This window comes from Spirosoma foliorum (genome assembly GCF_014117325.1).
Lineage (GTDB): Bacteria > Bacteroidota > Bacteroidia > Cytophagales > Spirosomataceae > Spirosoma > Spirosoma foliorum.
In genome coordinates, this window is the sequence record NZ_CP059732.1 from 7,301,525 (window position 1) to 7,327,282 (window position 25,758).

The 25,758-nt window shown below is 47.7% G+C and carries 22 protein-coding genes and 1 pseudogene; 13 read left to right on the forward strand and 10 right to left on the reverse strand.

The features are described 5' to 3' along the window. Positions 1 to 142: 142 nt before the first annotated feature. Positions 143 to 1,162 carry a LacI family DNA-binding transcriptional regulator gene (locus tag H3H32_RS30660; RefSeq protein ID WP_182459551.1) on the forward strand — a complete coding sequence of 340 codons (1,020 nt, stop codon included), beginning with the start codon at positions 143 to 145 and terminating at the stop codon, positions 1,160 to 1,162. A 111-nt stretch (positions 1,163 to 1,273) separates the two neighbouring features. On the opposite strand, the gene H3H32_RS30665 is transcribed toward H3H32_RS30660, so the two are convergent. After that, complete coding sequence (locus H3H32_RS30665; protein WP_182459552.1) at positions 1,274 to 1,618, reverse strand: winged helix-turn-helix transcriptional regulator; 345 nt, start codon at positions 1,616 to 1,618, stop codon at positions 1,274 to 1,276. Positions 1,619 to 1,714: 96 nt separating this feature from the next. On the opposite strand from H3H32_RS30665, the gene H3H32_RS30670 reads away from it, so the two are divergent. The 4 genes from H3H32_RS30670 (at position 1,715) to H3H32_RS30685 (ending at position 5,746) form a co-directional block, all read left to right on the forward strand. After that, positions 1,715 to 2,458, forward strand: coding sequence for an SDR family oxidoreductase (locus H3H32_RS30670; protein WP_182459553.1), 744 nt, complete (start codon positions 1,715 to 1,717; stop codon positions 2,456 to 2,458). 21 nt (positions 2,459 to 2,479) lie between these two features. After that, complete coding sequence (locus H3H32_RS30675) at positions 2,480 to 2,875, forward strand: DoxX family protein (protein ID WP_182459554.1); 396 nt, start codon at positions 2,480 to 2,482, stop codon at positions 2,873 to 2,875. A gap of 281 nt (positions 2,876 to 3,156) precedes the next feature. Further along, positions 3,157 to 4,326 carry an alpha/beta hydrolase family protein gene (locus tag H3H32_RS30680; protein ID WP_182459555.1) on the forward strand — a complete coding sequence of 390 codons (1,170 nt, stop codon included), beginning with the start codon at positions 3,157 to 3,159 and terminating at the stop codon, positions 4,324 to 4,326. A gap of 43 nt (positions 4,327 to 4,369) precedes the next feature. Continuing rightward, the gene (locus tag H3H32_RS30685; RefSeq protein ID WP_182459556.1) at positions 4,370 to 5,746 is read left to right on the forward strand and encodes a Gfo/Idh/MocA family protein; all 1,377 of its coding nucleotides are present in this window, start codon (positions 4,370 to 4,372) and stop codon (positions 5,744 to 5,746) included. Positions 5,747 to 5,846: 100 nt separating this feature from the next. Here the strand turns inward: H3H32_RS30685 and H3H32_RS30690 are convergent, their stop codons facing one another. Continuing rightward, positions 5,847 to 9,395: a DEAD/DEAH box helicase gene (locus H3H32_RS30690; RefSeq protein WP_182459557.1), complete on the reverse strand. Its 3,549-nt coding sequence runs from the start codon at positions 9,393 to 9,395 to the stop codon at positions 5,847 to 5,849. A 457-nt stretch (positions 9,396 to 9,852) separates the two neighbouring features. On the opposite strand from H3H32_RS30690, the gene H3H32_RS30695 reads away from it, so the two are divergent. Beyond that, positions 9,853 to 11,112 (forward strand): anthranilate phosphoribosyltransferase, encoded by a 1,260-nt coding sequence (locus H3H32_RS30695; protein WP_182459558.1) that lies wholly within the window; start codon positions 9,853 to 9,855, stop codon positions 11,110 to 11,112. Positions 11,113 to 11,127: 15 nt separating this feature from the next. Here the strand turns inward: H3H32_RS30695 and H3H32_RS30700 are convergent, their stop codons facing one another. Next, positions 11,128 to 12,507, reverse strand: a complete 1,380-nt coding sequence (locus H3H32_RS30700; protein WP_182459559.1) for a sulfatase-like hydrolase/transferase — start codon at positions 12,505 to 12,507, stop codon at positions 11,128 to 11,130. A 281-nt stretch (positions 12,508 to 12,788) separates the two neighbouring features. Here H3H32_RS30700 and lhgD point away from each other — a divergent pair. The 7 genes and pseudogenes from lhgD to H3H32_RS30735 all read left to right on the forward strand — a co-directional run bounded on the left by lhgD (position 12,789) and on the right by H3H32_RS30735 (position 17,930). Further along, positions 12,789 to 13,986 (forward strand): annotated as a pseudogene (lhgD, locus tag H3H32_RS30705) (L-2-hydroxyglutarate dehydrogenase). After that, positions 13,987 to 14,577 carry a Crp/Fnr family transcriptional regulator gene (locus H3H32_RS30710; protein ID WP_182459560.1) on the forward strand — a complete coding sequence of 197 codons (591 nt, stop codon included), beginning with the start codon at positions 13,987 to 13,989 and terminating at the stop codon, positions 14,575 to 14,577. Positions 14,578 to 14,660: 83 nt separating this feature from the next. After that, positions 14,661 to 15,413, forward strand: coding sequence for an SDR family oxidoreductase (locus tag H3H32_RS30715; RefSeq protein WP_182459561.1), 753 nt, complete (start codon positions 14,661 to 14,663; stop codon positions 15,411 to 15,413). Positions 15,414 to 15,516: 103 nt separating this feature from the next. Next, positions 15,517 to 16,017, forward strand: a complete 501-nt coding sequence (locus tag H3H32_RS30720; protein ID WP_182459562.1) for a Dps family protein — start codon at positions 15,517 to 15,519, stop codon at positions 16,015 to 16,017. A 161-nt stretch (positions 16,018 to 16,178) separates the two neighbouring features. Continuing rightward, complete coding sequence (locus H3H32_RS30725) at positions 16,179 to 16,631, forward strand: NUDIX domain-containing protein (RefSeq protein ID WP_182459563.1); 453 nt, start codon at positions 16,179 to 16,181, stop codon at positions 16,629 to 16,631. Positions 16,632 to 16,904: 273 nt separating this feature from the next. Continuing rightward, complete coding sequence (locus H3H32_RS30730) at positions 16,905 to 17,351, forward strand: DinB family protein (protein ID WP_182459564.1); 447 nt, start codon at positions 16,905 to 16,907, stop codon at positions 17,349 to 17,351. Positions 17,352 to 17,393: 42 nt separating this feature from the next. Then, entirely contained in the window at positions 17,394 to 17,930 is a 537-nt protein-coding gene (locus H3H32_RS30735; RefSeq protein WP_182459565.1) for a GNAT family N-acetyltransferase, read from the forward strand. Here H3H32_RS30735 and H3H32_RS30740 read toward each other — a convergent pair. From H3H32_RS30740 to efp, 7 genes are all read right to left on the reverse strand, one after another. Next, on the reverse strand, positions 17,898 to 19,280 hold the full coding sequence (locus H3H32_RS30740) for a high affinity choline transporter 1 (RefSeq protein WP_182459566.1): 1,383 nt from the start codon (positions 19,278 to 19,280) through the stop codon (positions 17,898 to 17,900). The two genes, H3H32_RS30735 and H3H32_RS30740, sit on opposite strands and share 33 nt — an antisense overlap. A gap of 84 nt (positions 19,281 to 19,364) precedes the next feature. After that, positions 19,365 to 20,219 (reverse strand): inositol oxygenase family protein, encoded by an 855-nt coding sequence (locus tag H3H32_RS30745; protein WP_182459567.1) that lies wholly within the window; start codon positions 20,217 to 20,219, stop codon positions 19,365 to 19,367. A gap of 85 nt (positions 20,220 to 20,304) precedes the next feature. Further along, a complete protein-coding gene (locus H3H32_RS30750; RefSeq protein ID WP_240543541.1) occupies positions 20,305 to 21,360 on the reverse strand; it encodes a serine hydrolase domain-containing protein in 1,056 nt (351 codons plus the stop codon). A gap of 37 nt (positions 21,361 to 21,397) precedes the next feature. Beyond that, positions 21,398 to 23,050, reverse strand: coding sequence for a sodium:solute symporter family transporter (locus H3H32_RS30755; protein WP_182459569.1), 1,653 nt, complete (start codon positions 23,048 to 23,050; stop codon positions 21,398 to 21,400). A 95-nt stretch (positions 23,051 to 23,145) separates the two neighbouring features. Beyond that, a complete protein-coding gene (accC, locus tag H3H32_RS30760; RefSeq protein WP_182459570.1) occupies positions 23,146 to 24,489 on the reverse strand; it encodes an acetyl-CoA carboxylase biotin carboxylase subunit in 1,344 nt (447 codons plus the stop codon). Between the two features lie 99 nt (positions 24,490 to 24,588). Further along, positions 24,589 to 25,071, reverse strand: coding sequence for an acetyl-CoA carboxylase biotin carboxyl carrier protein (gene accB, locus H3H32_RS30765; RefSeq protein ID WP_182459571.1), 483 nt, complete (start codon positions 25,069 to 25,071; stop codon positions 24,589 to 24,591). Positions 25,072 to 25,187: 116 nt separating this feature from the next. Next, positions 25,188 to 25,751: an elongation factor P gene (gene efp / locus H3H32_RS30770; protein ID WP_182459572.1), complete on the reverse strand. Its 564-nt coding sequence runs from the start codon at positions 25,749 to 25,751 to the stop codon at positions 25,188 to 25,190. Positions 25,752 to 25,758 lie beyond the last annotated feature (7 nt).

The following is a 25,758-nucleotide window of genomic DNA, read 5'->3' on the forward strand; positions in this document are numbered from 1 at the left end:
AGAATTTATTGACTTTTTTTATTGGGAACATTCCCAAAATTTTGGGAATGTTCCCAATAAATTTGCTGAAATTGCAACAGCTGATATAGCTAAGTGAAGTTAAGGAGAGATTAAAAATTAGAAAAATTATATTTTACTGATTATGGCAACGCATCAGACAACAATCATTGACATTGCCCGTGCTTTAGGAATTTCTAAATCGACGGTGTCGCGAGCATTGACGGGACACCCGAATGTGAACGGGAAAACACGACAGCGTATCCTCGATATGGCGTCTCAGGTGGATTATCAGCGAAACCAGTTGGCCATTTCACTGCTGACCAATCGGACGGGTACGGTGGGGATTATTGTGCCGGAGTTTATCAGTTATTTCTTTCCAAAAGTGATCATTGGCGCTCAGGAAGAACTAGCCCGATTAGGCTACAATGTGGTTATCTGTCACTCGAATGAATCCTACGAAACGGAAGTGTCGAACGCGAAAGCCTTATTAGCCAGCCGTGTGGATGGACTGATTGTGTCGCATACGAAGGAAACCCGCAACTTCGACCACTTCAAGATTTTTCAGCGCAAAGGAATCCCTGTCGTGTTTTTCAACCGGGTTTGCGAAGAAATGAACGTATCGAATGTGACGGTAGATGATTATAACGGTGCTTTCCGGGCGGTTGAGCACCTGATTCAAACGGGTCGACGACGCATTGCGCATCTGGCTGGCCCCGACACGCTTACGAACAGCCGCAATCGGCTCAATGGCTACCGCGACGCTTTAACCAAGTACGGAATCCCCGTTGATCCCGAGCTGATCATTTCCTATGATCTGAATCTGGACAAGGCAAACATCTACGTAAACCATCTGTTAAATCTGCCCAATCCACCCGATGCGTTGTTTGCTATAAACGATCCCACCGCGCTCGAAGCGTTGAGCGTTGCCAAACGCCGGGGTATTCGTGTTCCTGATGATCTGGCGCTTATTGGGTTTAGTGATGATCCGATTTCGGCGGTTATTGAACCCGGTCTGACCACCATTTCCCAACCTGTTACTGAACTTGGCCAGCAAGCCGCTCAGGTTTTAGTTCGGCAGTTGCTGACCAAAGAAGACGAGTTTCAGCCTGAACGAATCGTGTTGCCGACTAATCTGATTATTCGTGGATCAACGGTGAAGTGAGATAGAGGGCACGGATTCTTCCTTTTGATATAATCTTGGGATGGTATAATGCTTTCAGAAACAAGTGATTGTCAACAAGCAGTATTGGTATATAAGCTTATATCCATTAAGTTAACTGCCAACAATCTTTCTTTTGTGGTTTTGGCCCCAATGAATCATAGCATCAATTACTTCCTTAAGCGTTCCTGCATAATCGGTTGACGAATACTCGACGGTAACAGGTTTTGTATTACAAACCTGCCTGCTAACCAATTGATTGAGTTCAAGTTCGTGTAATTCTTTGGATAATATCCTGGGCGAAATGCCTGACGCTCTGGCCAGTTCCCCAAATCGCTTGGTTCCCTCATTAATCAAGATGGAAAGAATTAACAATTTCCACTTCCCATTCACAACATATAGCGTGTCCTGAATAGCTGAATGCACGTTTTGGCAGGTTACGTCTGATTTATCTTTCATATACTATCCTTACTGTAACTAGTTACCTTTTTGTAATTAGTAACAAATGTACTCTGGTAAAGATCCACTTTTGCAGCCTAATTTAACTCGTTCAAAATGGAAAAATTCGAAAATAAGGTGGTTGTCATCACCGGAGGCAATAGTGGTATTGGTTATGCAACCGCAAAAGAATTTAAATCGCAGGGTGCTACTGTCATTATAACAGGAAAAAGGGAAGAGGCCCTGGAGAAAGCGTCGAAAGAACTTGGCGTACAGGGCATCCTAACGGATCAGTCAAATTTGCAGCATATTGACAAGCTGGTAACGGACATAAACGATTCGTTCGGTAAAGTAGATGTTTTATTTATCAACGCCGGTGTTGCCTTCTTTGCGCCGATTGAATTTACGTCAGAAGAACAATTTGACACGATGGTGAATGTCAATTTCAAAGGCAGCTTTTTTACGCTTCAAAAATTCCTTCCTATTCTGAATGACGGTGCTTCTGTTGTCTTTTTGGCCTCGGGTAATACTGCCTTGGCTATGGAGAGTAGTTCTGTTTATTCGGCCAGTAAGTCTGCGGTAAGCCATTTGGCAAAAATCGCAGCAAAGGAGCTATCGCCAAGAAAGATCAGGGTGAATACGGTTAATCCCGGACCGACTGAAACGGAAATGCAAAGTAAATTCGGCATGGATGAAGCGACATTAAGCGGAATGAAAGCACAGATCATTAGTCAGGTGCCCTTGCGGAAAATGGGTGTACCCGAGGATGTAGCAAAAATGGTCGCCTACCTTTCTGATAATACGGTATCCTCGTTTATTACGGGCGGAGCGTTTTTTATTGATGGCGGTATGGCATTGTAAGTAAACCAGACCAATAAAAGCATGACAACAAAGACAAAAAATAGCATCAGCTGGGTATTGAGCGGACTAATCGGCTTAATGCTTAGCGCATCGGCCATTGACAAAATTATGGGCAGTGGGCATGCTTTACAGATGAGCGCCTTGTTTGGCCTATCTGCCAGAACATATTCTCTGCTGGGAATCATTGAGATCCTATCGGTTTTCCTGTTTCTGTATCCCAGAACAGGAATTCTGGGAACATTACTGCTGTCATCTTATTTAGGTGGCGCCATTGCCACCCATTTACAACATCAACAGGCTATTGCTTTCCCAGCCGCAATAGAAGTTTTTGTTTGGATAACGGCCATTATTCGTTTTCCAGAATTAAGTAGACGACTGACGATCAACTCCGCCGAAAACAATTTAGTAACCAAATAAGGACCTCTACCATACGTAAACTCCGCAGGCTGGTGTGATCCTGCGGAGTTTATGTATGGTAAAGGTCCTTTATGAAGCGAATAAACGTAAATTATGAAACTCACTTACCATGGTCAGAATTTGGCTAATAAACTAAGTTCAGGGACTCTTTCCTGACTTTTGCTACAGGCACTAATCATATCAATCCTAAAAATCAGCGTTCTATTACCAGACATACAGGGAGTAAGAGTTTACAGTAGGGCGCTTTTAGTTGTCGTGTCTAGCGAAACGAACTAAAATCTATGACAACCCGGATTGCTTTTCTTTTGTGTTCCGTCATTAGCTTAACAGGAGTCATTGCCCAACCTAACCCCGCCCGCCCTGATTTATGTCAGGGAGCCTACTTCACCGAAGCCGAGGGCGCTCAGGCGTTAAAGACATTTGCCAGTACTTATCACGACAAAGCCAGTTGGGAAACTCGGGCAGCGTTGATTCGGAAGGGTATCCGCGAAGGAATGAAATTACCCGAAAAAGCGAAGTTTGCTTCACTCCAACCTATCCGTCATAGCCTCAAAAAAATGAATGGCTATACGATCGAAAATGTCGCCTTTGAGAGTTTACCGGGATTTTTCGTGACCGGGAATCTGTATCGTCCCCTGAATTCAACGGGGAAAGTGCCCGGTATTCTTTGTCCACACGGCCATGGGGCTAATCAGGACAATCGCCTGATGGAGTATACGCAACAACGATGCGCTACACTAGCCCGCATGGGCGCGGTTGTCTTTGCCTACGATATGATTGGCTACGGCGACTCGAAACAAGCTGAACACAAGATTCCAGAAGCTCTGAAACTACAAACGCTAAATGGAATGCGGGCATTGGATTTTCTGACCAGCTTGCCCGATGTTGATAAAGATCAGATTGCGATGTCGGGCGAATCGGGTGGGGGAACGCAAACATTCCTGCTCACAGCGCTTGATAATCGTATAAAAGTCTCGGTTCCTGCCGTGATGGTGTCGGCACATTTCTTCGGCGGCTGTACTTGCGAAAGTGGAATGCCGATTCATAAACGACCTACGCATCAGACCAGTAACGTCGACATTGCTGCGCTGGCTGCTCCCCGTCCTATGTTAATGATATCAGACGGTAAAGACTGGACCAAGAATACGCCGAATGTGGAGTTCCCATACGTCCAGAACATATATAGTTATTATGGCGCGAAAGACAAGGTCGAAAATGTGCATTTGCCAACCGAAGGCCATGACTACGGGCCAAATAAGCGCATTGCGGCCTATCGATTCCTGGCGAAATACCTGAAACTGGATTTGAATCGTGTCCTGAAAGATGGTCAAATCGACGAAACGCCGAATACGGTATTATCGGCCACCGATTTGCAAGTTTTTACTCCTGAACACCCACGTCCGGCACGCGCCGTTATGGGCAACGATGCTGTCATGGCACTCTTAAACTAATATTTCACTTAAACCCTGGCTACTGCCTGAACTCTTAATTCGCATGGAACTATTCAATATTAACCGTCGCCGTTTTATCCAAGGCACCACGGCTTCACTCGCGCTTACGGCCTTCGGGGCCAGAGGTTTGGATCTGATGCACCCACCTAAAGCGTATCGAGTTGCCTTGATTGGGACGGGCTGGTACGGTAAAAGTGATTTACTTCGCCTGATTCAGGTAGCGCCCGTAGAGGTGGTTGCCCTGTGCGATGTTGATAAAAATATGCTGGCAGGTGCGGCCAAACTGGTGAGTCAACGCCAGAAATCGGGTCAGACTCCCAAGCTGTACGGCGACTACAAAAAAATGCTGGCCGAAAACCAACTGGATATTGTCCTGATCGGCACGCCTGACCATTGGCACGCGCTTCAAATGATTGATTGCGTAAAAGCGGGCGCACACGTGTATGTACAGAAGCCAATCAGCGTAGACGTAATGGAAGGCGAAGCGATGGTAGCGGCTGCCCGGAAATACAACAAGGTTGTGCAGGTGGGTACGCAACGCAAAAGCACCCCTCACCTGATCAGGGCGAAGAAAGAGATTGTTGATGCAGGACTGCTGGGTAAAATATCGCACGTAGAAATGTCCTGCGACTTGCACATGCGCGCGAATGGAAATCCGCCCGTGCAGGCCGTCCCCGATTTTCTGGATTACAACATGTGGACTGGCCCTGCTCCACTGCGCCCATACGATGGCTTACCCCACGTGCGTTGGTGGCGGACTTTCAAAGAGTACGGCAATGGAATCACGGGCGATATGTGTGTTCACATGTTGGATACCGTTCGCTGGATGCTGAACCTCGGCTGGCCGAAACGGATTACGTCGCACGGCGGTATTTATGTTCAGAAAGAAGGTAAGTCGAACATCTCCGATACGCAATCTGCTCTGTTTGAATATGATGAGCTGAACTGCGTATGGCATCACAAAACCTGGGGAACCGCCAACAATCCTGATTATCCCTGGTCGTTTACGCTCTACGGTGAAAAAGGAACCTTGTGGGGTAGTACCATGCAGTGTGACTTTATTCCAGATGGAAAGGGCGAGAAAATCCACATGGATGTCGTCTATGAAAAAGAGAAATATCCGGAAGACGTTACGGAAGACACCAATCCAAAAATTGAGCTAAATGCTGCTCCGGCTACGCGCCTGCACATGCTTAATTTCCTGGATGCTATCGAAAAAAGCAGCCGCCCTATTGCTGATATTGAGCAGGGACATATTTCAACGGCTAGTTGTATCCTTGCGAATATGTCGATGGAAACAGGCCGCCCCATGGTCTATGATCCTGTGAAGCGCGAGGTTGTTGGCGACAAAGAAGCGACCAAGATGCTTGCCAGAGAGTATCGTAGTGGCTACGTACACCCAGATCCGAAGAAGGTGTAAATCTCGGTTTAGAAGCTAATTTCATTAATTGGTTGAGTCTATTCAGTGAATTAACGTTAATTCACTGAATAGACTCAACCAATTTTAGTTTTGGGGAAGCTTACCCTAAACTCACCAGTTCCTTCAACTCCTTATCATTCAAATCACCCAGCCAGGTTTCGCCGGTTTTGACGCTGAGGTCGGCTAGTTCGCGTTTGGAGCGGATCATGGCGTCGATTTTTTCTTCGAGGGTTCCCTGGTTCATGAGCCGATAAACCCATACGTTCTTCGTTTGACCAATGCGGAAAGCCCGGTCGGTGGCCTGCGATTCGACGGCTGGATTCCACCACAAATCGTAGTGAATGACGTGGTTCGCCTGGGTTAGATTCAGTCCCGTACCCCCTGCTTTAAGCGACAGGATAAACGTATGATCGCTACGATTTTTCTGGAACTGTTCGACCATCTGATCGCGGTCGGGGCGAGAAGTTCCGCCGTGTAGGAAGAGAGGCTGTTGACCGAATGCCTGCTGGATAAACTGCGATAACAACTCACCCATTTCTTTGTATTGGGTGAAAATTAGGACTTTCTCGTGGTTGGCATAAATTGTTTCGAGCAGGCTGAGCAGCAGCGTGGCTTTACCCGAAAGAGCAGGCGATGGGCCGCCATCTTTGCTGTTGCTCTTCTTCAGATATTGCTGCGGATGGTTGCCGATTTGTTTGAGCGCCGTCATTAGTTTCAGGACCAGACCTCGGCGGGCAATGCCGTCTTTTTCTTCGATAGCGCGTAGGCTCTCCTGAACAACGCTTTGGTAAAGGGCTGCCTGTTCGGTGGTGAGGGCACAGAATTGGTTATTCTCAATTTTATCGGGCAGGTCGCTGATAATGCTTCGGTCAGTTTTCACGCGACGTAGCAGAAAGGGGCTGGTGATGCGTCGGAATTGGTCGAGTTTCTGGTGGTCACGCTCCTGCTGAATGGGTTTGCCGAACTCCTCGTTAAACTTGCTCAGGCCGCCCAAATAACCTTTGTTCACGAAGTCCATAATGCTCCAGAACTCCGATAAGCGGTTCTCGACGGGCGTACCGCTGAGCGCAATTCGGATGGGGGCTTTTAAGGCTTTCACCGCTTTTGTCTGTTCGGTATCGGAATTTTTGATATTCTGGGCTTCGTCGATAACCACCACTGCCCAGGTCGTTTTCTTAATCTTGTCCTGATCGCTGCGGACAACGCCATACGTCGTCAGGAGTAAATCATATCCATCGCCTGTAGCCGGTAATTTACGGTTCGGGCCATGATAAACCTGTGCCTGTAAATCGGGGGCAAAGCGGGCAATTTCTTTTTGCCAATTCGTCAGCAAAGTAGTTGGCAGAACAACCAGCCCTTTCTGCTTTTTAAATCGGCCCTCCTGTTTGAATTTGAGCAGCAACGCAATGATTTGCAGTGTTTTGCCCAAGCCCATATCATCGGCTAATAAGCTCCCCATGCCAAGTGCCGTATTCTTGACGAGCCAGTCATACCCCCGATGCTGATAGGGTCGGAGCGTAGCGTTCAATGCATCGGGTAGGGGCTGGGCAGCACTTTCGGTAAACTGTTTGACCAGCTTTCGAACTTCGGCCGAAATACCCAAACGCCCTCCTCGGTATTCCTCCGATAAAGCCGCCTTGAGCAGATCAGAGCCGGTTAGCTCGGGTGGATTTTCGAGTTGTTTGTAGAGTTTGGTCAGTTCATTTGGGTCGATCAGCACATATTGATCTTTGATTTTAACCAAACCCGTTGTGCGACCCACCAGCTTCTGGAACTCATTTACGCTGACCATCTCATCGCCAAGGGCAATCTGCCAGTCGAAGGTTAGCATATCATCTAAGCGCATGAAGGCATTGTCGGCCGTGACTTTCGCTTTCAACCGTGCCCCCACCTGTGGACGAACCCAGTGTTGAAGCGACTTCGGTAACCAGAGCGCAATGCCCAGCAACTGCATACGTGGCAACGTATCGAGTAGGACCTGTACAAATTCAGAAGGCGAGTAGGAGAGGTAAGCACCTCCACCCAACCGGGTCAACTTAGCTAAATCAGGAAAATGTCGGGAAAGCACCAGCAGATCCTGCAAAACAGCCATGCGAATGGGTGCGTGCTTTTTCTTAGATAATAAGTCCGGCAACGGAATAGGCGCCGTAGTTGCCCCTTGTGTATCAGTTGCCTCCCGATCCCGAATGAGCAGGGTCATACGAAACTCATCGCCATATTCATTCTCTTCTACGGCCAGAATGGGTACGAATCGCTTGTGAGTCAGGAAGAAATCGTTCAGCCATAGTTGCATGGCCAGGGGCATTTCTTTCCGCCCGAACCCTTCAAACCGTAAGGTTTCAATACCAAAAAATAGGCGATCAGCATCTTCGAGAGGCCATCGTTCCCAAAGCTCGATGGTTGTTGGCTTGATGACCTTGCGCAGAAACATCGAACAGAGCGTCAATACCAGTTGCTCATCCGCCAGGGCCAGCCATTCTTTCTGCCAGCGAACGGTTAAGAGCGTTGGCGGGATTTGCGTGGCGAGCCGATCGGTTACCTGTTTGATCGCTTCATTCAGAGTTGCCGGAATCCAGCGCACCCGGTAGTGTTCCTCGGCCGGCCCAACACGTAACAATTGAGGTACAATTGCCCCCCGACGGAGCAACGCTGCGGTGAATTGACGAGTCAGATACAGCGCCCTCACCGAGTCGCTCATTTCGGGCCAGTCGGCTTCGGTAAGCGTATCGAGCCAGCTAATCAGGTCACTAAAGGTAAAACCACTGATCGAGCGCGGATCGCCGTGCTCACTGAACATGCTTATTTTCTTCACCGCCATCACCTCATCGAGTTGTAGTTCGATGCTGTCGCTGAAGCTGGGGTGTTCTTCTTGGTCGAATGGCTTTATATCGGATATTGGCTTACTAAATAGCTTATACGCTTTGGTCAGTGATTTGTGGAAATCACTTTTAGTAAATGTAACATCAGGTGAGAGCAAGCCTAATAATTGCTCTGACAGGGACGGAATGGCAGAAAAGTCCAGACTGGCACGGGCTTTTTCATCAGGGTGCCAGTCTTCGTCATCGGGAAGCTCGTCGGTGCAGATTTCTTTAAACGAGTAAACGGTTCCCATACTCCCACCAAGCACGTTGGTCTGATCTTTCTGAATTTCTTCCAGAATATCCAACCCTTTTAGCTGGAAAACCAGGAAGGGATTTCGGTCAATTTCGTTGGCAATGACATAAATAACAGCCGCTAAATGCTTACAGGGAATGGCAAAGTCAGGACAGGAGCAGCCCATCGTCAAATCCTGAAACGATTTCGGAAACAGCTTGATACCCCGCTTGTTGGCAAACTCGGTTAATTCCTGAGGTAGCTGGCGGTTCAAAAGCTGCGCCAGAATGGCCGGATTCTCACGAATTTCGGTCAGTAGCCAGTCTTTTTCCTGATTGGTAAAGAGAGGGACTGATAATTTGATTTTATATGGTCGGGGCGCTGATCCTTTAACCGACGCACTAATCTGGTTATTGGAAATCAGTAACCCCATTACTGCACCCTGATTGGCATAGGTTTTTCCGCGTGGAATGCGGTTCGCCATGTCGATGCTTGTCAGGGCGTTTAGCCACTGCTGGCCCCACCATGTTTTGCCGTAGGTGATGCGTTCTGCCATTAATCGTTCGAAATGGTTATTTTTTAGGAAGATAAAGGTACGAGGGTTTGCTCTAGCTTGGTCGTTCTTTCATTATTGTGGAGTGGTGAGGATGAGACAACCAGTTTCTATAACGGATGTGAATGCCTAACCACTACATCAAGAGTTAACAAGAAAGCTCGAAATTGGTTAAGTGAATGGCTATTCTGGATAAGAATGAACGCTAAGAGGCCTGAGAAAACGTGTAAATAATAGATATACAAGGCTCCGAAGAGAATAGTTTATCCAAGACCTACCAAAACTAAAGTAGTCTGTTGACGTCATAATTGGACAACGACTTTAGGAGAAAGGATTTTAATTATAAAAGGATTAATAAACGGCGTAAAACGGTCATTCTAGCCAGGTTATCGGTTAAAAAGTCAATATTTTTTACTTACTTTTACTTACCTCCCTATTACCCATTAAACCCGTTATTAATATGGTTCTAGACGTTTCCGCTGCTAATACTCCGCTTGGTCGTGGTATCAAACATATTGGTATAGGTAAGTATGGTAGTAAGCCACTCACCCCTGATTTATTAGCTGAATGCCGGGTCGCGCTAACCGATCCTACTTCTCATCCCTTGCAACGAGGAGCCTTTTTAGGCGCGTTGTTAGCGAAAGGAATGACGCCTGAAGAGCGGACACTAGAAGATGTAATCGGAAAAGGAGCTTTCTCGCATCCTACTTTTTTTATTAACAAACTTTGCCCCGATTTGCCAGAGGGGATGCTTCCTATTGCTACCAAACTGGTTCGTGGTGCCAACCTTCAGGTAACGGAGGCTGAACAACTGGGCGATTATCTATTCAGCGATGGGCGGTGCGAAACGTTTCGGGGGCTTGCTGCCAGTATCATGCGGGTTCGGCACGAGACCAATGAGGAGTATCAGGGGTTGATGCGGGCCGCTGAACGAACGTTTTCGCCTGGCTTCGGATCGATGAGTTGCGCCGACCGCCCCCTTGTTCAATTGGCAGAGCCCTTCGATGGTGTGGAGAATAGCTACCTGATTACGCCTTTGCTGGCTCAGTTGTTTCAGAGACGAGGCTATGGCTCTATTTCATTGGTTGGCCGTTCGGGTGGGCCTAAGTTTACGCTCAATGCGCTTGATTTATACATGAATCTGGGTTGTCAGTTTCTGCAAAGCAACCACGAACTGGATACGCCCTTGGCGTCTTACGGCTGGGTACTTGATCAAAAAGCCCTGTCACCTGCGCTTAATCGTTGGGTAGATCGTCGTCATGTTATTCTGAAACGCCCTTTTCTGGCAACACTCGAAAAAGTGTTGAATCCCTGTCACGCCCAAATTCTGGTTACGTCGGTATTTCATATTACCTACCAAATGAAAATGGCGGAACTAGCCATGCTGGCCGGTTTCGATGGTGTGATTGTCTTAAAACGTGGTTTGGAAGGGAGTTTGGCTCCGTCAACCAGTCGGTCGAGTGGCGTGTTATGTGCCGTTCGAACCCCGAAAGGACATTTGTTTTTTCAGCATTTTGAAGGGGACTCAGGTGCTTTTGCCACGTTCCGTACCGAAACAGAAACAGTTTACGAGCAACCGCAGGCACTGGACAATGCCCGACTCATTCGCCAGTTTATGACTGAAGGGAAAACCCCAAATGCTGATTTTGACAACCGGGTTCGATTTGCCAACGCGCTCTACGGTCGGGGTCTGGACTGGATCGAAGGCCAGTTGCGATAAGGTATTTATGCTCGTTTATTTTGCCAATCCCGACCGCCAGGCTAGTACTTTGGCTTTTAAATCGTTCACCAGCTTCGCGTTTTGACTGGATACATCCGTTTGTTCGGAGGGGTCGGTGCTTAGGTTATAGAGTTCAGCACCGGAGCCGTCGGCGTTGACGAGCAGTTTCCAGTTTCCTTCTCGCATGGCCAGATTCGGACTTTTGTCGCGACCTTCCGGATAACGAAACGATTCGTTATTGCGGCCATATTCCCAGAAAAGGGGCTTTTTTCGACTAGCTGGTTTTCCTACTAGTACTGCTGCCACATTCTCGCCGTCGCCCCGGCTCCCCTTTTTACCTGCCAGACTCAGTAAGGTAGGCCGTAAGTCAATTGCACTTATGACAGACTGGTTATCAGTGCGGCCTTTTGGAGTTTTGGCCGGATAGCGAACAATGAAAGGCATACGGATGCCACCTTCGTAAAGCGAGAGCTTACTGCCCCGGAATTCACCTGACCGTTTTCCCTGAAAAGTGGGTAGCGCACCGTTGTCGCTCGTGAACATAACAAGCGTATTGTCGTCGATGCCCAAGGCTTTCAAGCCCGCCATCAACCGACCAATCTGCACATCGAGGTCGGCTAGTACGGCATTGAATTCGCGCGGCTTTTCGGTTCCTTTGGGAAACTCGTTGAGAGTTGTTTCATCAGGAACCCAGGGTGTATGAACATCGTCGGGCCAGAGGTTGATATAACAGGGTTTACTGGGATTACGCTTCAGGAAATCGAGCGTTTTATCAACAAAGTAGGCCGTGCGGTTCCAACGTTTCACACTATCCGATTTAGCCCAAATCCAATTGGTCGACGTAAGTAGTGGATCTGGATCGGGGCTTTCCCAGGTACTGGCATATTCATCGAAACCGTATTGGCGGATACCGGGCGCATTGTCGACATCGCGCCCACCTCCCATGTGCCATTTGCCAAAATGCGCTGTCGTATAACCTGCCGTTTTAAGTTCACGGGCTACCGATGGCGCCGAAGCGTCCAGAAAATCGGCTTGTTCGCAGGTGCGGTTGTGTTTCCGCTCAGCCAGAAACGAAGTAATGCGCCATTTGCCGGGAACATTTCCCGTCAGAAGACCCACTCGCGAAGGCGAGCATATCGGGGCCGCGCTATAATAGTTGGTGAATTTAATGCCCTCGGCGGCCAATCGGTCGATGTTGGGCGTAGGTGGTAACTGGCTGGCTGAATTACTCGATCGATAACAACCCACATCAGCCGAACCCATATCGTCGATCAGAATCAGAATGATATTGGGCGGACGGTTCGTTTGCTTCTGCGTCGTCGTTGGTCTTGAAGGTCCAAAGCTACTAAACAGCAGAACTAGGCCGATTATCGGAAGTACCAGTCGAATAGTCATAGAAAACTCGGGTCAATTGCCTTGTAAAGCGAAATAAGCGGTTGGATATAGTGTCCTACTAATCCAATCGCGAAACTAGTCAAGGTTGTTTATACTCGATATGGGTATTCGATAAGAATAATCGCTTAGAGAGCGCAGTCTTTGAGGTTTAACCACACCCGTTTTTTTTTGACTGTTGCGCCGTACCTTTGTTCTGAAGGATTGGTTCGATAGATACGCCATATCTCCAAGATATGGCGTATCTATCGAACCAATCCTTCAGAACTGCTTATTAACCAGAGATGACAGACGTACTCATTATTGGCGGTGGTATTGTAGGATTGGCTACCGCTTTGCAACTAAAACAACAACGCCCCGCGCTAAAGGTCGTTTTGATTGAGAAAGAATCAGCCGTAGCCCGCCACCAGACCGGCCATAATAGTGGGGTTATTCACTCCGGATTGTACTACAAACCAGGCAGCCTGAAAGCGACCAACTGCATTCAGGGCTATAAAATGCTCATTGACTTTTGTGATGCGGAAAATATCCCCTATGATCTGTGTGGCAAGATTGTCGTGGCGACTAAGCAGGAAGAACTACCCCAACTAGAAACTCTTTATCAACGCGGCCAGCAAAACGGCTTGGGCGGTTTGAAAAAGCTGACAGTCGCCGAAATGCGGGAAATTGAACCACACGTGACGGGCGTAGCAGGCATGTTCGTTCCGCAAACGGGCATCATTGATTATAAGCAGGTGTCCGACAAATACGCTGAGAAGTTTCAGGCGTTGGGTGGTGAAATTCGTCTTAATGAGCGAGTTGAGGATATAACGCCAGGTACGAGTTTGAGTATTGTTGTGACTAATAAAAGCCGATATGAAACTAAGCTGGTCGTTAACTGCGCTGGGTTGTATTCTGATAAAATGGCTCAACTCACGCAACCGGGTGGCGTTGACGTCCGCATTGTGCCATTTCGGGGCGAGTATTTCAAGATTAAGTCACATAAGGAATACCTGGTTAAAAACCTGATTTATCCGGTTCCTGATCCAAATTTCCCGTTCCTGGGCGTTCACTTCACGCGTATGGTGCACGGGGGCGTAGAAGCCGGGCCAAATGCGGTACTGGCGTTCCAGCGGGAAGGCTATAAAAAGTCAGACATCAATCTAAAAGAGCTATTTGAGAACACTCGCGTGGCCGGGGTTCCAGAAAGTAGCTGCTAAATATTGGGAAACGGGTTTGGGCGAGATGTATCGGTCGTTCTCGAAAGCGGCCTTTACCAAAGCGTTACAGGCATTGATTCCGGAAATTCAGGAAGCCGATTTGGAGCCCGGTGGCGCAGGCGTTCGTGCACAAGCATGCGACCGAACGGGTGGTTTGCTGGACGATTTTGCCATCCTGGAAACCGATAAAGCAATCAATGTAGTGAATGCCCCGTCGCCAGCCGCGACCTCGTCATTGTCGATTGGGAAAACGGTTTCGGAGAAGGTGATGGCCCGTTTTTAAATGGACGCACTTGATCCGTTCATTCGGCACATTCAGGCACGAGTTGCGTTGACTGACGAAGAGCTGCAGGAACTGCTTGCAGCCTTTAAACTGAAAAAGGTTAAGAAGAAACAGTTTATCATTCAACCAGATTTTGTGGCCACGCATAGGAGCTATGTGTTGCAGGGTGCCTTACGATCGTATGTCGTTGATCAAAGTGGTGCTGAACACACAATACAGTTTGCGTTGGAGGACTGGTGGATATCGGACTATAACAGCTATTTATACCAAAAGCCAGCTACTCTGTTCGTTGTAGCGCTGGAAGACAGCACCTTAGTGCAAATAGACTACGAGAACGAGCAGCGCCTTAAAGCCGCGAATCATAAATTCGAGACATTTTTTAGAATTGGTGCCGAACGAACAGCAGCTTATCACCAACGGCGGATTATTTCAGCCCTGACCCGCACAGCCGAAGAACGGTATACTGATTTTCTGGAAGCCTATCCTACGGCAGCGCAGCGTTTGCCACAATATGCAATTGCTTCCTATTTGGGGATGACGACCGAGTTTCTTTCTAAAATCAGGCATGACAAGGTTAAGCGAAAAAGTTGAACTGGTTCAAGCGTTTTTCCTAAGCTAGTTCATTTTAAAGCCCTGCCGCTGCTGGCAATTTTGTGGCGTTAAAACACACACAAATGTCACAGAAATTAGCAGGTAAAGTAGCCGTAATTACGGGAGGTAATAGCGGTATTGGGTTTGCAACCGCCAAATTATTCGCCAAAGAAGGCGCAAACGTTACGATCACGGGCCGAAATGAGGCCACTATTAAGAGTGCTACGGCCGAAATTGGGCAGGGAGCTATTGGCTTCGTTAGTGATGTATCCGATATCAACAGCATTGAGCCGGTCTATAAAAAAGTTGAAAGCACATTCGGTAAAATAGATGTACTGATCGTGAATGCGGGTATCGTGATGATTTCTCCACTGGAAAATTTTACCGAGGAGATGTTTGATACAATAAGCGATATCAATTACAAAGGCGTCTTTTTTACGGTGCAGAAAGCACTGCCCTATTTAAATGACGGCGCTTCAATCGTGGTTACTTCGTCTACAGTGGCGAATAAAGGTATAGCGGGTGGAGCAGCCTATTTGTCGTCAAAAGCAGCGGAACGAGCGTTGGTAAGGGCTTTTGCTGCTGAACTAGTTAGCAAAAACATCCGGGTAAATGCGTTATCGCCCGGTTCGATTGATACGCCAATCTTTGAAAAGGCAGGCTGGGCAACCGAGCAGATTGACGAAATAAATACCTTTTTTGCTACCGTAACGCCTATGAAACGGGCGGGTACCGTTGAGGAAATGGCCAAAGGCTTTTTGTTTCTGGCTTCCGATGATTCGTCCTACATGACGGGTGGTGATTTAATCTTGGATGGCGGTTTCAGTAACCTGTAATACGGCTTCAATTATCCGTTTTTAATCCCATCTTAAGAAACAATACGAGGTGCATAGAGTTTTCTTTGTGTAATAGGCTTCGTGCCTTAAAACAGATTGACTCATGAAAGCTATCAACGAAATTGATGAACTAGATACACCTTCCGATTTGAAGGAAAAAGGTCGCGAAAAAGTCGCTGAATCACTCAATCGACTGGTTGCCGACGCATTTGCGCTTTATGTCAAAACGAAGAATTTTCACTGGCATATGTCGGGTAAGCATTTCCGGGATTATCACCTGCTGCTCGATGAACACGCCGATCAGATCTTCGCCACCATTGACCCGTTAGCTGAACGCGTTCGAAAGATTGGCGGTAATACCATCCGGTCTATCGCGCATATCGCTCAGTTACAGCGTGTGAAAGACAACGACGAGGATTTCGTATCAGCGCATGACATGCTGAAAGATCTGGAAGGCGAGAACCGGAAAATGGCGAAGCAGATGCGGGAAGCGCACAAAATTGCTGATGATGCAAACGATGTAGCTACCGCAAGTCTGCTTGAAGTATACATCGACGAAACCGAACGGCGCACCTGGTTCCTGTTTGAAACCACGCGGGATTAGTTTTTTCTTTGTCATGCTGACGAAGGAAGCATCTTAAGGTACACTAACAAGTCAGTAAGGGAAGTTTAAGATGCTTCCTTCGTCAGCATGACAATAAAAGAGCGGTCGTCTTTTCCGATGATAAATTGGGAAAGACGACCGCTCTTTTATAAGTTGCCCCTATGAAAGTTCGTCCATCTGCACTTATCTGGCGGCAAAACGCCAATCAAACCGAAGTATTGCTTATGCGTTATTGCTACGGCGATCAGGATGTGTTTGCCTTGCCGGGTGGCAATCCCGACCGGGGCGAAATCCTCCCTGAAACCATCGTTCGTGAGATTCAGGAAGAGCTGGGTGTATCGGTCGAAGTTGGCGAAATGGTTCTGGCGGGCGAAATGCTACTCACCCAGCGCAACGACGATGTATTGCACGTCGTGTTTGCCGCTCGAAATCTCCAAGGTGATCCCGCGCTGAATCCGGCTGAAACCACTGCCCTCGAACTGGTCTGGAAGCCTATATCAGATTTAGCCAGCCTGAATATGTACCCGAACATCGGTGCGAAAATTCTCCCCTGGTTTACTTCAGCGACGTACCTAGGCTATGTTGGGCGTATTGAACAGCAGTATTTTGGTTAAGGCTCAAACAGACTCTGGCTGTTTGATATATTAGTGAACGTGAACTACGAGGTTTTGACCGCATAGCGGTCGGATGTTTGTAGAAAAATGGCCCTCTGAGCCAACTGGCGTGCCGTAGGTACGCAATAATTAATCATAATCGCGTACCTATGGCACGCCAGTTGGCTCAGAGGGCCATTTTTCTACAAACATCCCGTGCCTACGGCACTTAATTGGGGGTCGTAATCAGCTGTAGAATTCAATAGCTGGTGTTAAGTTGAAAAAATAAGCCATATGCTTACACAAGTACTAAAATCCCTGTTCCGCCGAGACCTTGAGCGGTTAAGACTCGAAATTGAGTTGTACAAAGACGAATCTAAACTTTGGTATATCGAGAAAGGCATCGCCAATTCTGCCGGGAATCTATGCCTGCATTTGATCGGCAACCTGAATACCTACATTGGTGCTGAACTTGGTAAAACAGGCTACGTTCGGCATCGGGAGCTTGAGTTTTCACTAAAGGATATTCCAAAGGCGGAGCTTTTAAGGATGATTGACGAAACCATCGATGTCGTTAATAAAGCACTCGATATGGTAACTGACGAACAACTTGAGGCTGAATACCCAACCCTTGTGTTCGAAGAGCCGACAACAACGGGCTATTTCCTGGTTCATCTAACTACGCACCTGACCTATCATCGTGGCCAAATCAATTACCATCGGCGATTGTTGGATGTCTAAGTATTGCAATAGTTTGGCTGAAATTCTGACATACAGTAGCGTATGGATGAACAGATTGAAACATCAAGATTAATTCTTCGGGATTACCGGCCCACGGATCTGGAGTCGATACAATCCTATGTTAGCCAGCCTGTGGTCGTTCAATACGCTCCCTGGGGCCCAAACACGCTGGAGGATACGCAGGAGTTTTTAGACGAAGTACAGGAAAGGAAAACGGAGAAGCCGCGACTAGTTTATGAATTAGCTATTGAACTAAAACAAAATGGTCGCCAGATAGGTGGCTGCGAACTGGCAATTAGCAAACAAGCTCCCGTTGAAGCCATGTTGGGATATATACTTCATCCCGATTACTGGAATCAGGGATATGCTACAGAGGTAACTCGTAAACTGATCGAACTGGCGATCCATACGTTCAACGCAACTACTATTAAGGCTACTTGCGATGAACGCAATAAAGGCTCAATTCGGGTGCTGGAAAAGAGTGGCTTTGTGCAGGATAAGGTAATCGAAAACGATTTTTTGCAAAAAGGGGCGATGCGGACGACCTTAGTTTTTAGATACGCTCCCCCAAGGGATTAAACTCCCCACCACCATAGCTACTGCACTAGCGAGTAATCCCCAAAGCATCGGTGAAATTTCGGTGGCTTGCCAGATGCAGATGACCCATACGCTGAGGCCAATGATCATGGCACATAGGCAGCCAATCAGATTCGCGCGTTTCCAGTAAATACCTGCCGCAAGGGGTACAAACAGCGAAACAAGGCTAAAGGCCGATGATTCACCAACGAGGTCGAAAATGTTCGTGTCGCGGGTGGTGCTTATCAGGACACAGGCAACCGAAATGACGACAACCGCCCAACGTATGGTTTTCAATAGCGCCTGATCACTGATATCGGGTCGGAAAAACTTCATGACGTTTTCGCCAAAAACGGTTGCCGGAGCCAGAATAGCCCCACTCGATACGCTTAAAATGGCCGAGGTAACAGCGCCGAAGAATAAGACCTGCAATGGCAAACTACCATGTCGCATCACCATGTTCGGGATAATAAGCTGATTGTCTTTCGGTAAATCGGGGTGAAGTAGCTTGGCGCTCAGTGCAATGAACAGCGGCAACATCGCTATGGTCAGATACATACCCGAGGCCAGATAGGAAGCCCGAACCGAAATCTGTTCTGTTTTAGCCGCCATAACCCGCTGAAATACGTCCTGTTGCGGAATAGAACCCAGGCCAATAGTAATCCAGGCGGCAATATACGCCAGCCAGTCTTTACCCGTCGAGTTGGGTAGTAATCGGAAAAAGCCTGCCGGGGTTCGCTTTTCGATGGTTTCCCAACCGCCAACTTCCTGCCAGAGCATGACACCCAGTACGGCGAGGGCGAGAATGATAATCAGGTTATGAAAAAAGTCCGTGACCGAAATAGACCACATGCCGCCCAGTAACGTGTAAATCATGACGATGGCAGCACTGGCAATGATGCAATACTCGCGCGGAACATCGGTCACAACGCTCAGCACAATACCAATGGCCACCAGTTGAGCGGCAATCCAGCTAAAATAAGACGGTATTACAATGATCGCGGAGAGTAATTCGGCAGATCGACCGAAGCGAATACGGAAGTAGTCGGAGAAGGTGGTGATGTTGAGCCGATAGAGAGGACGCGCAAAGAAAGCACCGACTAAAAACAGACATAAGGCCGATCCAAAAGGCTCTTCGATAACGGCCAGAAAGCCACCTTCCACAAAGATGGCTGGGGCTCCCATAATCGTTTCCGACCCGAACCAGGTGGCGAAGGTTACCGACGCAGCCAAAAACAGTGGCAATCCACGACCAGCCAATACAAAATCCTGCGATGTTGTGACACGTCGGGCCGCCCACGCCCCAACCGCGACGTTGGAAAGCAGGTAAAGGCTTATGAAAAAGAGGAGCATAGTAAGTAGGTTAAACACAGAGACACGGAGTACACAAAGATTTTAATACTCTGTGTACTCCGTGTCTCTGTGTTTATTATAAAACTACAACTTCAACGTTGCTGGCAAATATTTGGCAATCAAATCTTCGTAGTATGGCTTTAATTCGCTGACAACCGGTGGTTTTGGGCTTTTCGAGTATAGGTCATACGGATTGAACTTGCGCACCCACTTGAACATCTCATGATCGTGCTCGTCCATAAGGTGGTTATAGGCTTCTTCGCGGTGCTGCGAGTAGAACGAGTGATACCGCATCATGTACAAAGCCGGTTCTGGCATGTAATTTTTCATGATTTGATACAGGTACTCGTCATGCCCCCACGACATATGCACGTTGCGCAGACCACAATTAGGCTCGTAAACGCCATATTTGGTGTTAAAGCGTTCGTCGTAGCTGTCAGGATTGTTAGCGAAGAACTCGGGATAGACAATCTTATCGGAATGCTTGCAACCAACCGGGAAAGTATCACCCACTACGGCCCACTGAGCCTCACCGAACAGACACAGAACTTTGCCCATATCGTGCAGGAAGCCTGTCAATACGAACCAGTCTGGATGACCGTCGGCACGGATGGCCTCCGACGTTTGAAGTAAGTGCTGAAGCTGATCCAGGTCGGTATCAGGGTCAGAATCGTCAACCAGTGTGTTAAGGAACTCCGCAACACCCCAAACCGGCAATTCTTTTTTGTCGAATTTCAGAAAATCGCGCTCTTTCTCCCGCACGAAATCATAGGTCTGATAGGTATGATTCAGTCGATAAAACTCCCGAACCGTATCACGCTCTGGTGTATCGTAGTTCCGGTAGTCGTCTTTCGACTTATGTTCTGGCTCGGGGTAGCGACTTAGCAGGTCGTCTTCCCACTGATCTAGGCTGGCAAGGGGGGCAGTTTCACTTATCATGACGATACTAAAATTTAGACGGTAAATTTACAAATTTATTCCTGTTAATCAGTACGATAGGATTATCTGAGTACAACAAAAAATACTATCTGGTTAAGTCATCCAAAGCCAGTATATCGGCTAGCTCGCGTTGACCCGAATCGACAAGTAATTTTAAGACGGTAGCCGCGTTCGCTTTATTGTCAGCTTTATTCGAAAAGTATGCCAATAGAAACTTTTTTGAGGGTATCGCAACCACAAAATTATTAAATCCGCAGGTGCTTCCCGAGTGAAACAGGACTGGATTGGCAGGCTCGCGGAAAAACCAGCCAGCCCCATAATAACTGCCCGGCTTGTCAGGAATGGCTTGCTTCATCCGTATCAGAGCCGACTTAAGATCAACCAGTGTACCGTTTCGGAGGGCATTTTGCCATTTCTGATAATCAACTAAGGACGTATAAACACCCCCATCACCCTTGGTCGCGCTGGTTACGCTCTGGTCGGAAAAAACAAACGTCTTGCCTTGTTGGCGATAACCCATAGCCCGATTCGCGATGGGCTTACTAGCCTCATACACCACTGACTTATTCATGCCCAGGGGCTGAAAAATCCGCTCCCGAATAAATGACGCAAATGATTGCCCAGATACTCGTTCGATAATCAGCGCCAACAGGCAATACCCGGAATTACTGTACCGAAACTGACTGCCCGGCTCGAAATAAAGCGAATCACGATCTTTCAGCAGCGTGAGTACATCGGCATCTGAAAGCTGCTCATGTTGATTGGGATTCATAACTGACTCATAATCCAAAATACCTGACGAATGAGTCAGTAAATTTCTTACCTGCACCTTCCGGGCAACCTGACTGTTAAATTCAGGGAAAAACCGTATCAATGGATCATCAAGCGATAGCTTCTTGTCTTTCTCCAGTAGGAGAACCGCCATCGCTGTGAACTGTTTCGAAACTGACGCCATCCGAAAATTCGTTTGGGGCGTAATGTTCGATTTCGTTTTTACGTTGGCCAGTCCATACCCATTCTGATAAACGACCTTACCGTCTATCTCAACCAATAGGGCAGTCCCCGGTTGATTGGATTGCGTAGTAGCCTTCATCAGCGAGTCGAGCTGTTCGCGAAGTTGGGCCATTACAGAGGTTGACATAAGCAGAAGCCCCGCCAGCAAAAATTTCAGCATCTACCTACCAGAAGACAGTGTACAATACTGCCAAAATACTGAAAATTCCGACTGATCCAACCACAAAGGAGGGTGTTACCCGGAAGAGACTTTTATCGACAATAATTCCTTTTTGAGGTGTGTGGCTGGCTGGATCAGTTAACGAGACGAGCACCATGAGCAGGACATCAATGCAGAATACCCAGGTTGTTCGGTGTAAAAAAGGAATTGAGTCGGCCTGAACCCCAACCATGTCCATCACCTCCGGCCAAAATTTAAGTAAAAGCGAAAGCGGCAGGGTTAGAATCGCGACAGTTAAAGCTGCCCGATTGGTCGCGCGTTTCCAGAAGAAACCAAGCAGGAAAATAGCAAATATGCCAGGCGTAATGAAGTTCGTATATTCCTGAATGTATTGATACACCTGATCGAGCGATCGCAACATGGGAGCAATGGCGATTGCGATCGCAAACGATGCGATAACGGCCCATCTGCCAACATTCACCAGCTTTTTATCCGACGCGTCTTTATCGACATATTTCTTGTAAAGATCGAGGGTAAAGATGGTCGAAATGGAGTTGCATTTGCTGGCCAGCGACGCAACAACGGCGGCTGTAAGCGCTGCAAAAGCGAGCCCCTTCATGCCGACGGGTAGTAGATTCATTAATACGGGGTAAGCCTGATCGGGTTTTACGACTCCTGATGCATCGGTCATGGCTGCCCGGAAAGGCCCACTTTGGTACAACACAAACGCGGCAATGCCGGGAATAACAACAATAAGCGGGATCATCAATTTCAGAAAAGCGGCAAACAGAATCCCACTTCTGGCCGTCTTCAGGTCGGCTCCTAAAGCCCGTTGTACAATGTATTGATTACAACCCCAGTAATAGAGGTTATTGAGCCACATACCCCCCGTTACCAAAGCCATTCCCGGCAGAACATCGTAATAGGGATGCCCTTTGGCGAAGAACATATGAAAGTGGCCATCTGCTTTTTGCCGTAGCGACAGTAAGCCATTCCAGACACTAGTCATGCCGAGGGCAGTATCACCGCCATCTTTAGCTACTAACTGGAGCGCTAAGTAGGTAATGACTAAACCGCCGAAAATTAAGACAACTACCTGAATTACATCGGTATAGCCAATTACCTTCATCCCGCCCAGCGTAATGAAAATGGCGAAGACAGCTAGCCCAATGGTACAGGCTGTAAAGGAAATACCTACCAGCGATTCGATCGCAATAGCGCCCAGGTATAAAATGGAAGCAAGGTTAACCAATACGTAAACCACCAGCCAGAACACCGCCAGAATCGTACTCACCGTATCGCTGTAACGCTGCGCCAGAAACTGGGGCATGGTATAAATGTGATTTCGGAGGTAGATCGGAATGAAAAATACAGCCACGATTAGTAACACAGCCGCAGCGAACCACTCATACGACGAAATGGCCAGCCCCATAGCGAAGCCTGAACCCGCCATTCCGATGAAATGCTCTGCCGAAATATTAGAAGCGATCAGGGAGGCTCCAATAGCCCACCACGTTAAGGAACCTTCGGCCAGAAAGAAATCGGTAGTGCTCATTTGAGCCGAACGTTTCCGCCGATAGATCCAATAGCCGTAGCCAACAACGATGATAAAATAAACCAGGAAAACGATGTAATCGGCTGTTGCGAGATGATTCATGCAGGTGGGTAAACGAAAAAAGACTAGGTAACTTGCCAATAAAGCAGGTTACCTAGTCTTTTCTAATGTAACGCGGACATCTTGTCCGCGCTACACTACAATTTACTAAAATCAAACGTTTCCAAAAAGGCCGTTGTGAACTGGCCAGAACGGAATTTTGGATCGTCCATCAGCTTAATGTGGAACGGAATCGTGGTTTTGATCCCTTCGATAACGAACTCTTGTAAAGCACGTTTCATCCGGGTAATTACCTCATCACGCGATTGACCCGACACGATCAATTTCGCAATCATCGAGTCGTAGTTTGGCGGAATGGTGTACCCACTATACACGTGACTGTCAATCCGAACCCCGTGTCCACCAGGGAAATGCAGGTTCGTAATTTTACCGGGTGATGGGCGGAAACCGTTGGCTGGGTCTTCGGCGTTGATCCGGCACTCCATCGCGAACAGTTTCGGGGTGTAGTTCCGGCCAGAGATTTCAGCACCAGCGGCTACTTTGATCTGCTCTTTAATCAGGTCGAAGTCCGTAACTTCTTCCGTTATCGGGTGCTCTACCTGAATCCGGGTGTTCATTTCCATGAAATAGAACTCCCCGTGTTTATCAACCAGAAATTCTACCGTTCCGGCACCTTCGTAACCAATGGCTTGAGCGCCTTTGATAGCGGCTTCACCCATTCGCTGACGAAGATCGTCGGATACAATTGGCGATGGCGTTTCTTCGACCAGTTTCTGGTGACGACGCTGAATTGAACAATCGCGTTCAGACAAATGGCAAACTTTACCATATTGATCACCCACAATCTGGATCTCAATATGGCGAGGCTCCTCTACGAATTTCTCCAGGTACAGCCCGTCATTGCCAAAGGCCGCACCAGCTTCTGTACGGGCATCATTCCAGGCTTTCTCGAAGTCGGCCTCTGATCGAACGATACGCATACCACGACCACCACCACCGGCAGTTGCTTTCACGATAACCGGATATCCCATATCGGCCGACAATTTCTTGCCCTGCTCAACCGACTCAAGCAAGCCATCGGAACCCGGAATTACCGGAACACCAGCCGCCCGCATGGTTGCTTTAGCCGTAGCTTTGTCGCCCATGCCATTGATTTGCTCGGCCGTAGCACCGATAAACTTAATGCCGTAATCTGCGCAGATTTGCGAGAACTCGGCATTTTCAGATAAAAATCCGTAGCCAGGATGGATAGCATCAGCGCCAGTTACCTCGGCTGCCGAAATAATATTGGGAATACTTAAGTAAGACTGCTTGCTAATAGGAGGACCAATACAAACAGCTTCATCCGCAAAGCGTACATGAAGACTATCGCGGTCGGCAGTTGAGTAAACAGCCACCGTTTTAATGCCCATTTCGCGGCAGGTACGGATAATTCGCAACGCGATTTCTCCCCGGTTGGCGATTAATATTTTTTTGAACATAAAAACTGAGTGATTGAGTGAATGAGTGATTGAGTGATTGAATAGCTGGCGCGAGGTTAATTATTCAGTCACTCAATCATTCAATCACTCAATCACTAATTAGTTGGGTTCTACCAAAAACAGAGGTTGGTCATATTCGACCGGAGTGGCATTTTCAACCAGAATCTTCACGATACGACCCGATACTTCCGATTCGATCTCGTTAAAGAGTTTCATGGCTTCGATGATACAAACAACTTTGCCTTCGGTCACGCTATCTCCCACTTCTACGAACATCGGCGATTCGGGGTTAGCCGACCGGTAGAAGGTGCCAATCATTGGCGATTTGATCGTGATGTAGTTCGATGTGTCGGCTTTGGGAGCTGCTACTGCTGGTGTAGCAACAGCTGCTGGCGCACTGGCTACAGGAGCCTGTACCGCTGGCGCAGCAGCCACAGGGGCAACTGGTGCCGCAGGAGCTGCTGGTGCACCCTGACCATACCGCTTGACGCTGATTTTCAGGTCTGTTGTCTCGATGTTGACTTCATCCAGGCCCGATTGCGAAATGAAGTCGATTAGTTGTTGAATGTCTTTTGTGCTCATAGCTTCTGAATGATGAATGATGAATTATGAATGATGAATAGCTAGGCCGCCTAGTTCTGAATGATGAGCGGGCTAAACCCTTATCATTCATCATTTATAATTCATCATTCAAAAACTTATTTCACTCGTTCTACGTAATCGCGTGTGCGGGTATCAACCCGAATTTTTTGACCTGATTCGATAAAGAGAGGCACCATAATTTTGGCTCCCGACTCTACTTCAACCCGCTTTTTAGGGCTGTTAGCTGTATCGCCTTTAATACCAGGCTCAGCGTAGGTTACTTCCAGTTCAACGAATGGGGGTAATTCACAAGAAAGGGGAGTTTCGGCGTCGGCATTAATCAGAACTTCAACTTCCTGGCCTTCTTTCATCAGATCGGCACCTTCAACAAGTTTTTCGTCGAGGTTAATTTGATCGAACGACTCCTGATCCATGAAGTTATAGCCGGCCTCATCCTTATAAAGGTACTGGAATTTACGACGTTCAACACGGACAGGATAAATGGTTACTCCCGAGTTGAATGTGTTATCAATAACGCGACCCGTTGTCAGACTTTTCAGTTTTGTACGCACGAATGCGGCCCCTTTGCCGGGTTTAACGTGCTGAAATTCTGTGATTTGAAAAAGGTCGTTGTTGTAGTTTAAGACCAGTCCGTTGCGGATATCTGCGGTCGTTGCCATGTTAAGA

Excerpts from the sequence above, each read along its gene's own strand:
- H3H32_RS30660 (WP_182459551.1), top strand. The coding sequence starts at position 143 with ATGGCAACGCATCAGACAACAATCATTGACATTGCCCGTGCTTTAGGA.
- H3H32_RS30665 (WP_182459552.1), bottom strand. The coding sequence starts at position 1,618 with ATGAAAGATAAATCAGACGTAACCTGCCAAAACGTGCATTCAGCTATT.
- H3H32_RS30670 (WP_182459553.1), top strand. The coding sequence starts at position 1,715 with ATGGAAAAATTCGAAAATAAGGTGGTTGTCATCACCGGAGGCAATAGT.
- H3H32_RS30675 (WP_182459554.1), top strand. The coding sequence starts at position 2,480 with ATGACAACAAAGACAAAAAATAGCATCAGCTGGGTATTGAGCGGACTA.
- H3H32_RS30680 (WP_182459555.1), top strand. The coding sequence starts at position 3,157 with ATGACAACCCGGATTGCTTTTCTTTTGTGTTCCGTCATTAGCTTAACA.
- H3H32_RS30685 (WP_182459556.1), top strand. The coding sequence starts at position 4,370 with ATGGAACTATTCAATATTAACCGTCGCCGTTTTATCCAAGGCACCACG.
- H3H32_RS30690 (WP_182459557.1), bottom strand. The coding sequence starts at position 9,395 with ATGGCAGAACGCATCACCTACGGCAAAACATGGTGGGGCCAGCAGTGG.
- H3H32_RS30695 (WP_182459558.1), top strand. The coding sequence starts at position 9,853 with ATGGTTCTAGACGTTTCCGCTGCTAATACTCCGCTTGGTCGTGGTATC.
- H3H32_RS30700 (WP_182459559.1), bottom strand. The coding sequence starts at position 12,507 with ATGACTATTCGACTGGTACTTCCGATAATCGGCCTAGTTCTGCTGTTT.
- H3H32_RS30710 (WP_182459560.1), top strand. The coding sequence starts at position 13,987 with ATGGACGCACTTGATCCGTTCATTCGGCACATTCAGGCACGAGTTGCG.
- H3H32_RS30715 (WP_182459561.1), top strand. The coding sequence starts at position 14,661 with ATGTCACAGAAATTAGCAGGTAAAGTAGCCGTAATTACGGGAGGTAAT.
- H3H32_RS30720 (WP_182459562.1), top strand. The coding sequence starts at position 15,517 with ATGAAAGCTATCAACGAAATTGATGAACTAGATACACCTTCCGATTTG.
- H3H32_RS30725 (WP_182459563.1), top strand. The coding sequence starts at position 16,179 with ATGAAAGTTCGTCCATCTGCACTTATCTGGCGGCAAAACGCCAATCAA.
- H3H32_RS30730 (WP_182459564.1), top strand. The coding sequence starts at position 16,905 with ATGCTTACACAAGTACTAAAATCCCTGTTCCGCCGAGACCTTGAGCGG.
- H3H32_RS30735 (WP_182459565.1), top strand. The coding sequence starts at position 17,394 with ATGGATGAACAGATTGAAACATCAAGATTAATTCTTCGGGATTACCGG.
- H3H32_RS30740 (WP_182459566.1), bottom strand. The coding sequence starts at position 19,280 with ATGCTCCTCTTTTTCATAAGCCTTTACCTGCTTTCCAACGTCGCGGTT.
- H3H32_RS30745 (WP_182459567.1), bottom strand. The coding sequence starts at position 20,219 with ATGATAAGTGAAACTGCCCCCCTTGCCAGCCTAGATCAGTGGGAAGAC.
- H3H32_RS30750 (WP_240543541.1), bottom strand. The coding sequence starts at position 21,360 with ATGTCAACCTCTGTAATGGCCCAACTTCGCGAACAGCTCGACTCGCTG.
- H3H32_RS30755 (WP_182459569.1), bottom strand. The coding sequence starts at position 23,050 with ATGAATCATCTCGCAACAGCCGATTACATCGTTTTCCTGGTTTATTTT.
- accC (WP_182459570.1), bottom strand. The coding sequence starts at position 24,489 with ATGTTCAAAAAAATATTAATCGCCAACCGGGGAGAAATCGCGTTGCGA.
- accB (WP_182459571.1), bottom strand. The coding sequence starts at position 25,071 with ATGAGCACAAAAGACATTCAACAACTAATCGACTTCATTTCGCAATCG.
- efp (WP_182459572.1), bottom strand. The coding sequence starts at position 25,751 with ATGGCAACGACCGCAGATATCCGCAACGGACTGGTCTTAAACTACAAC.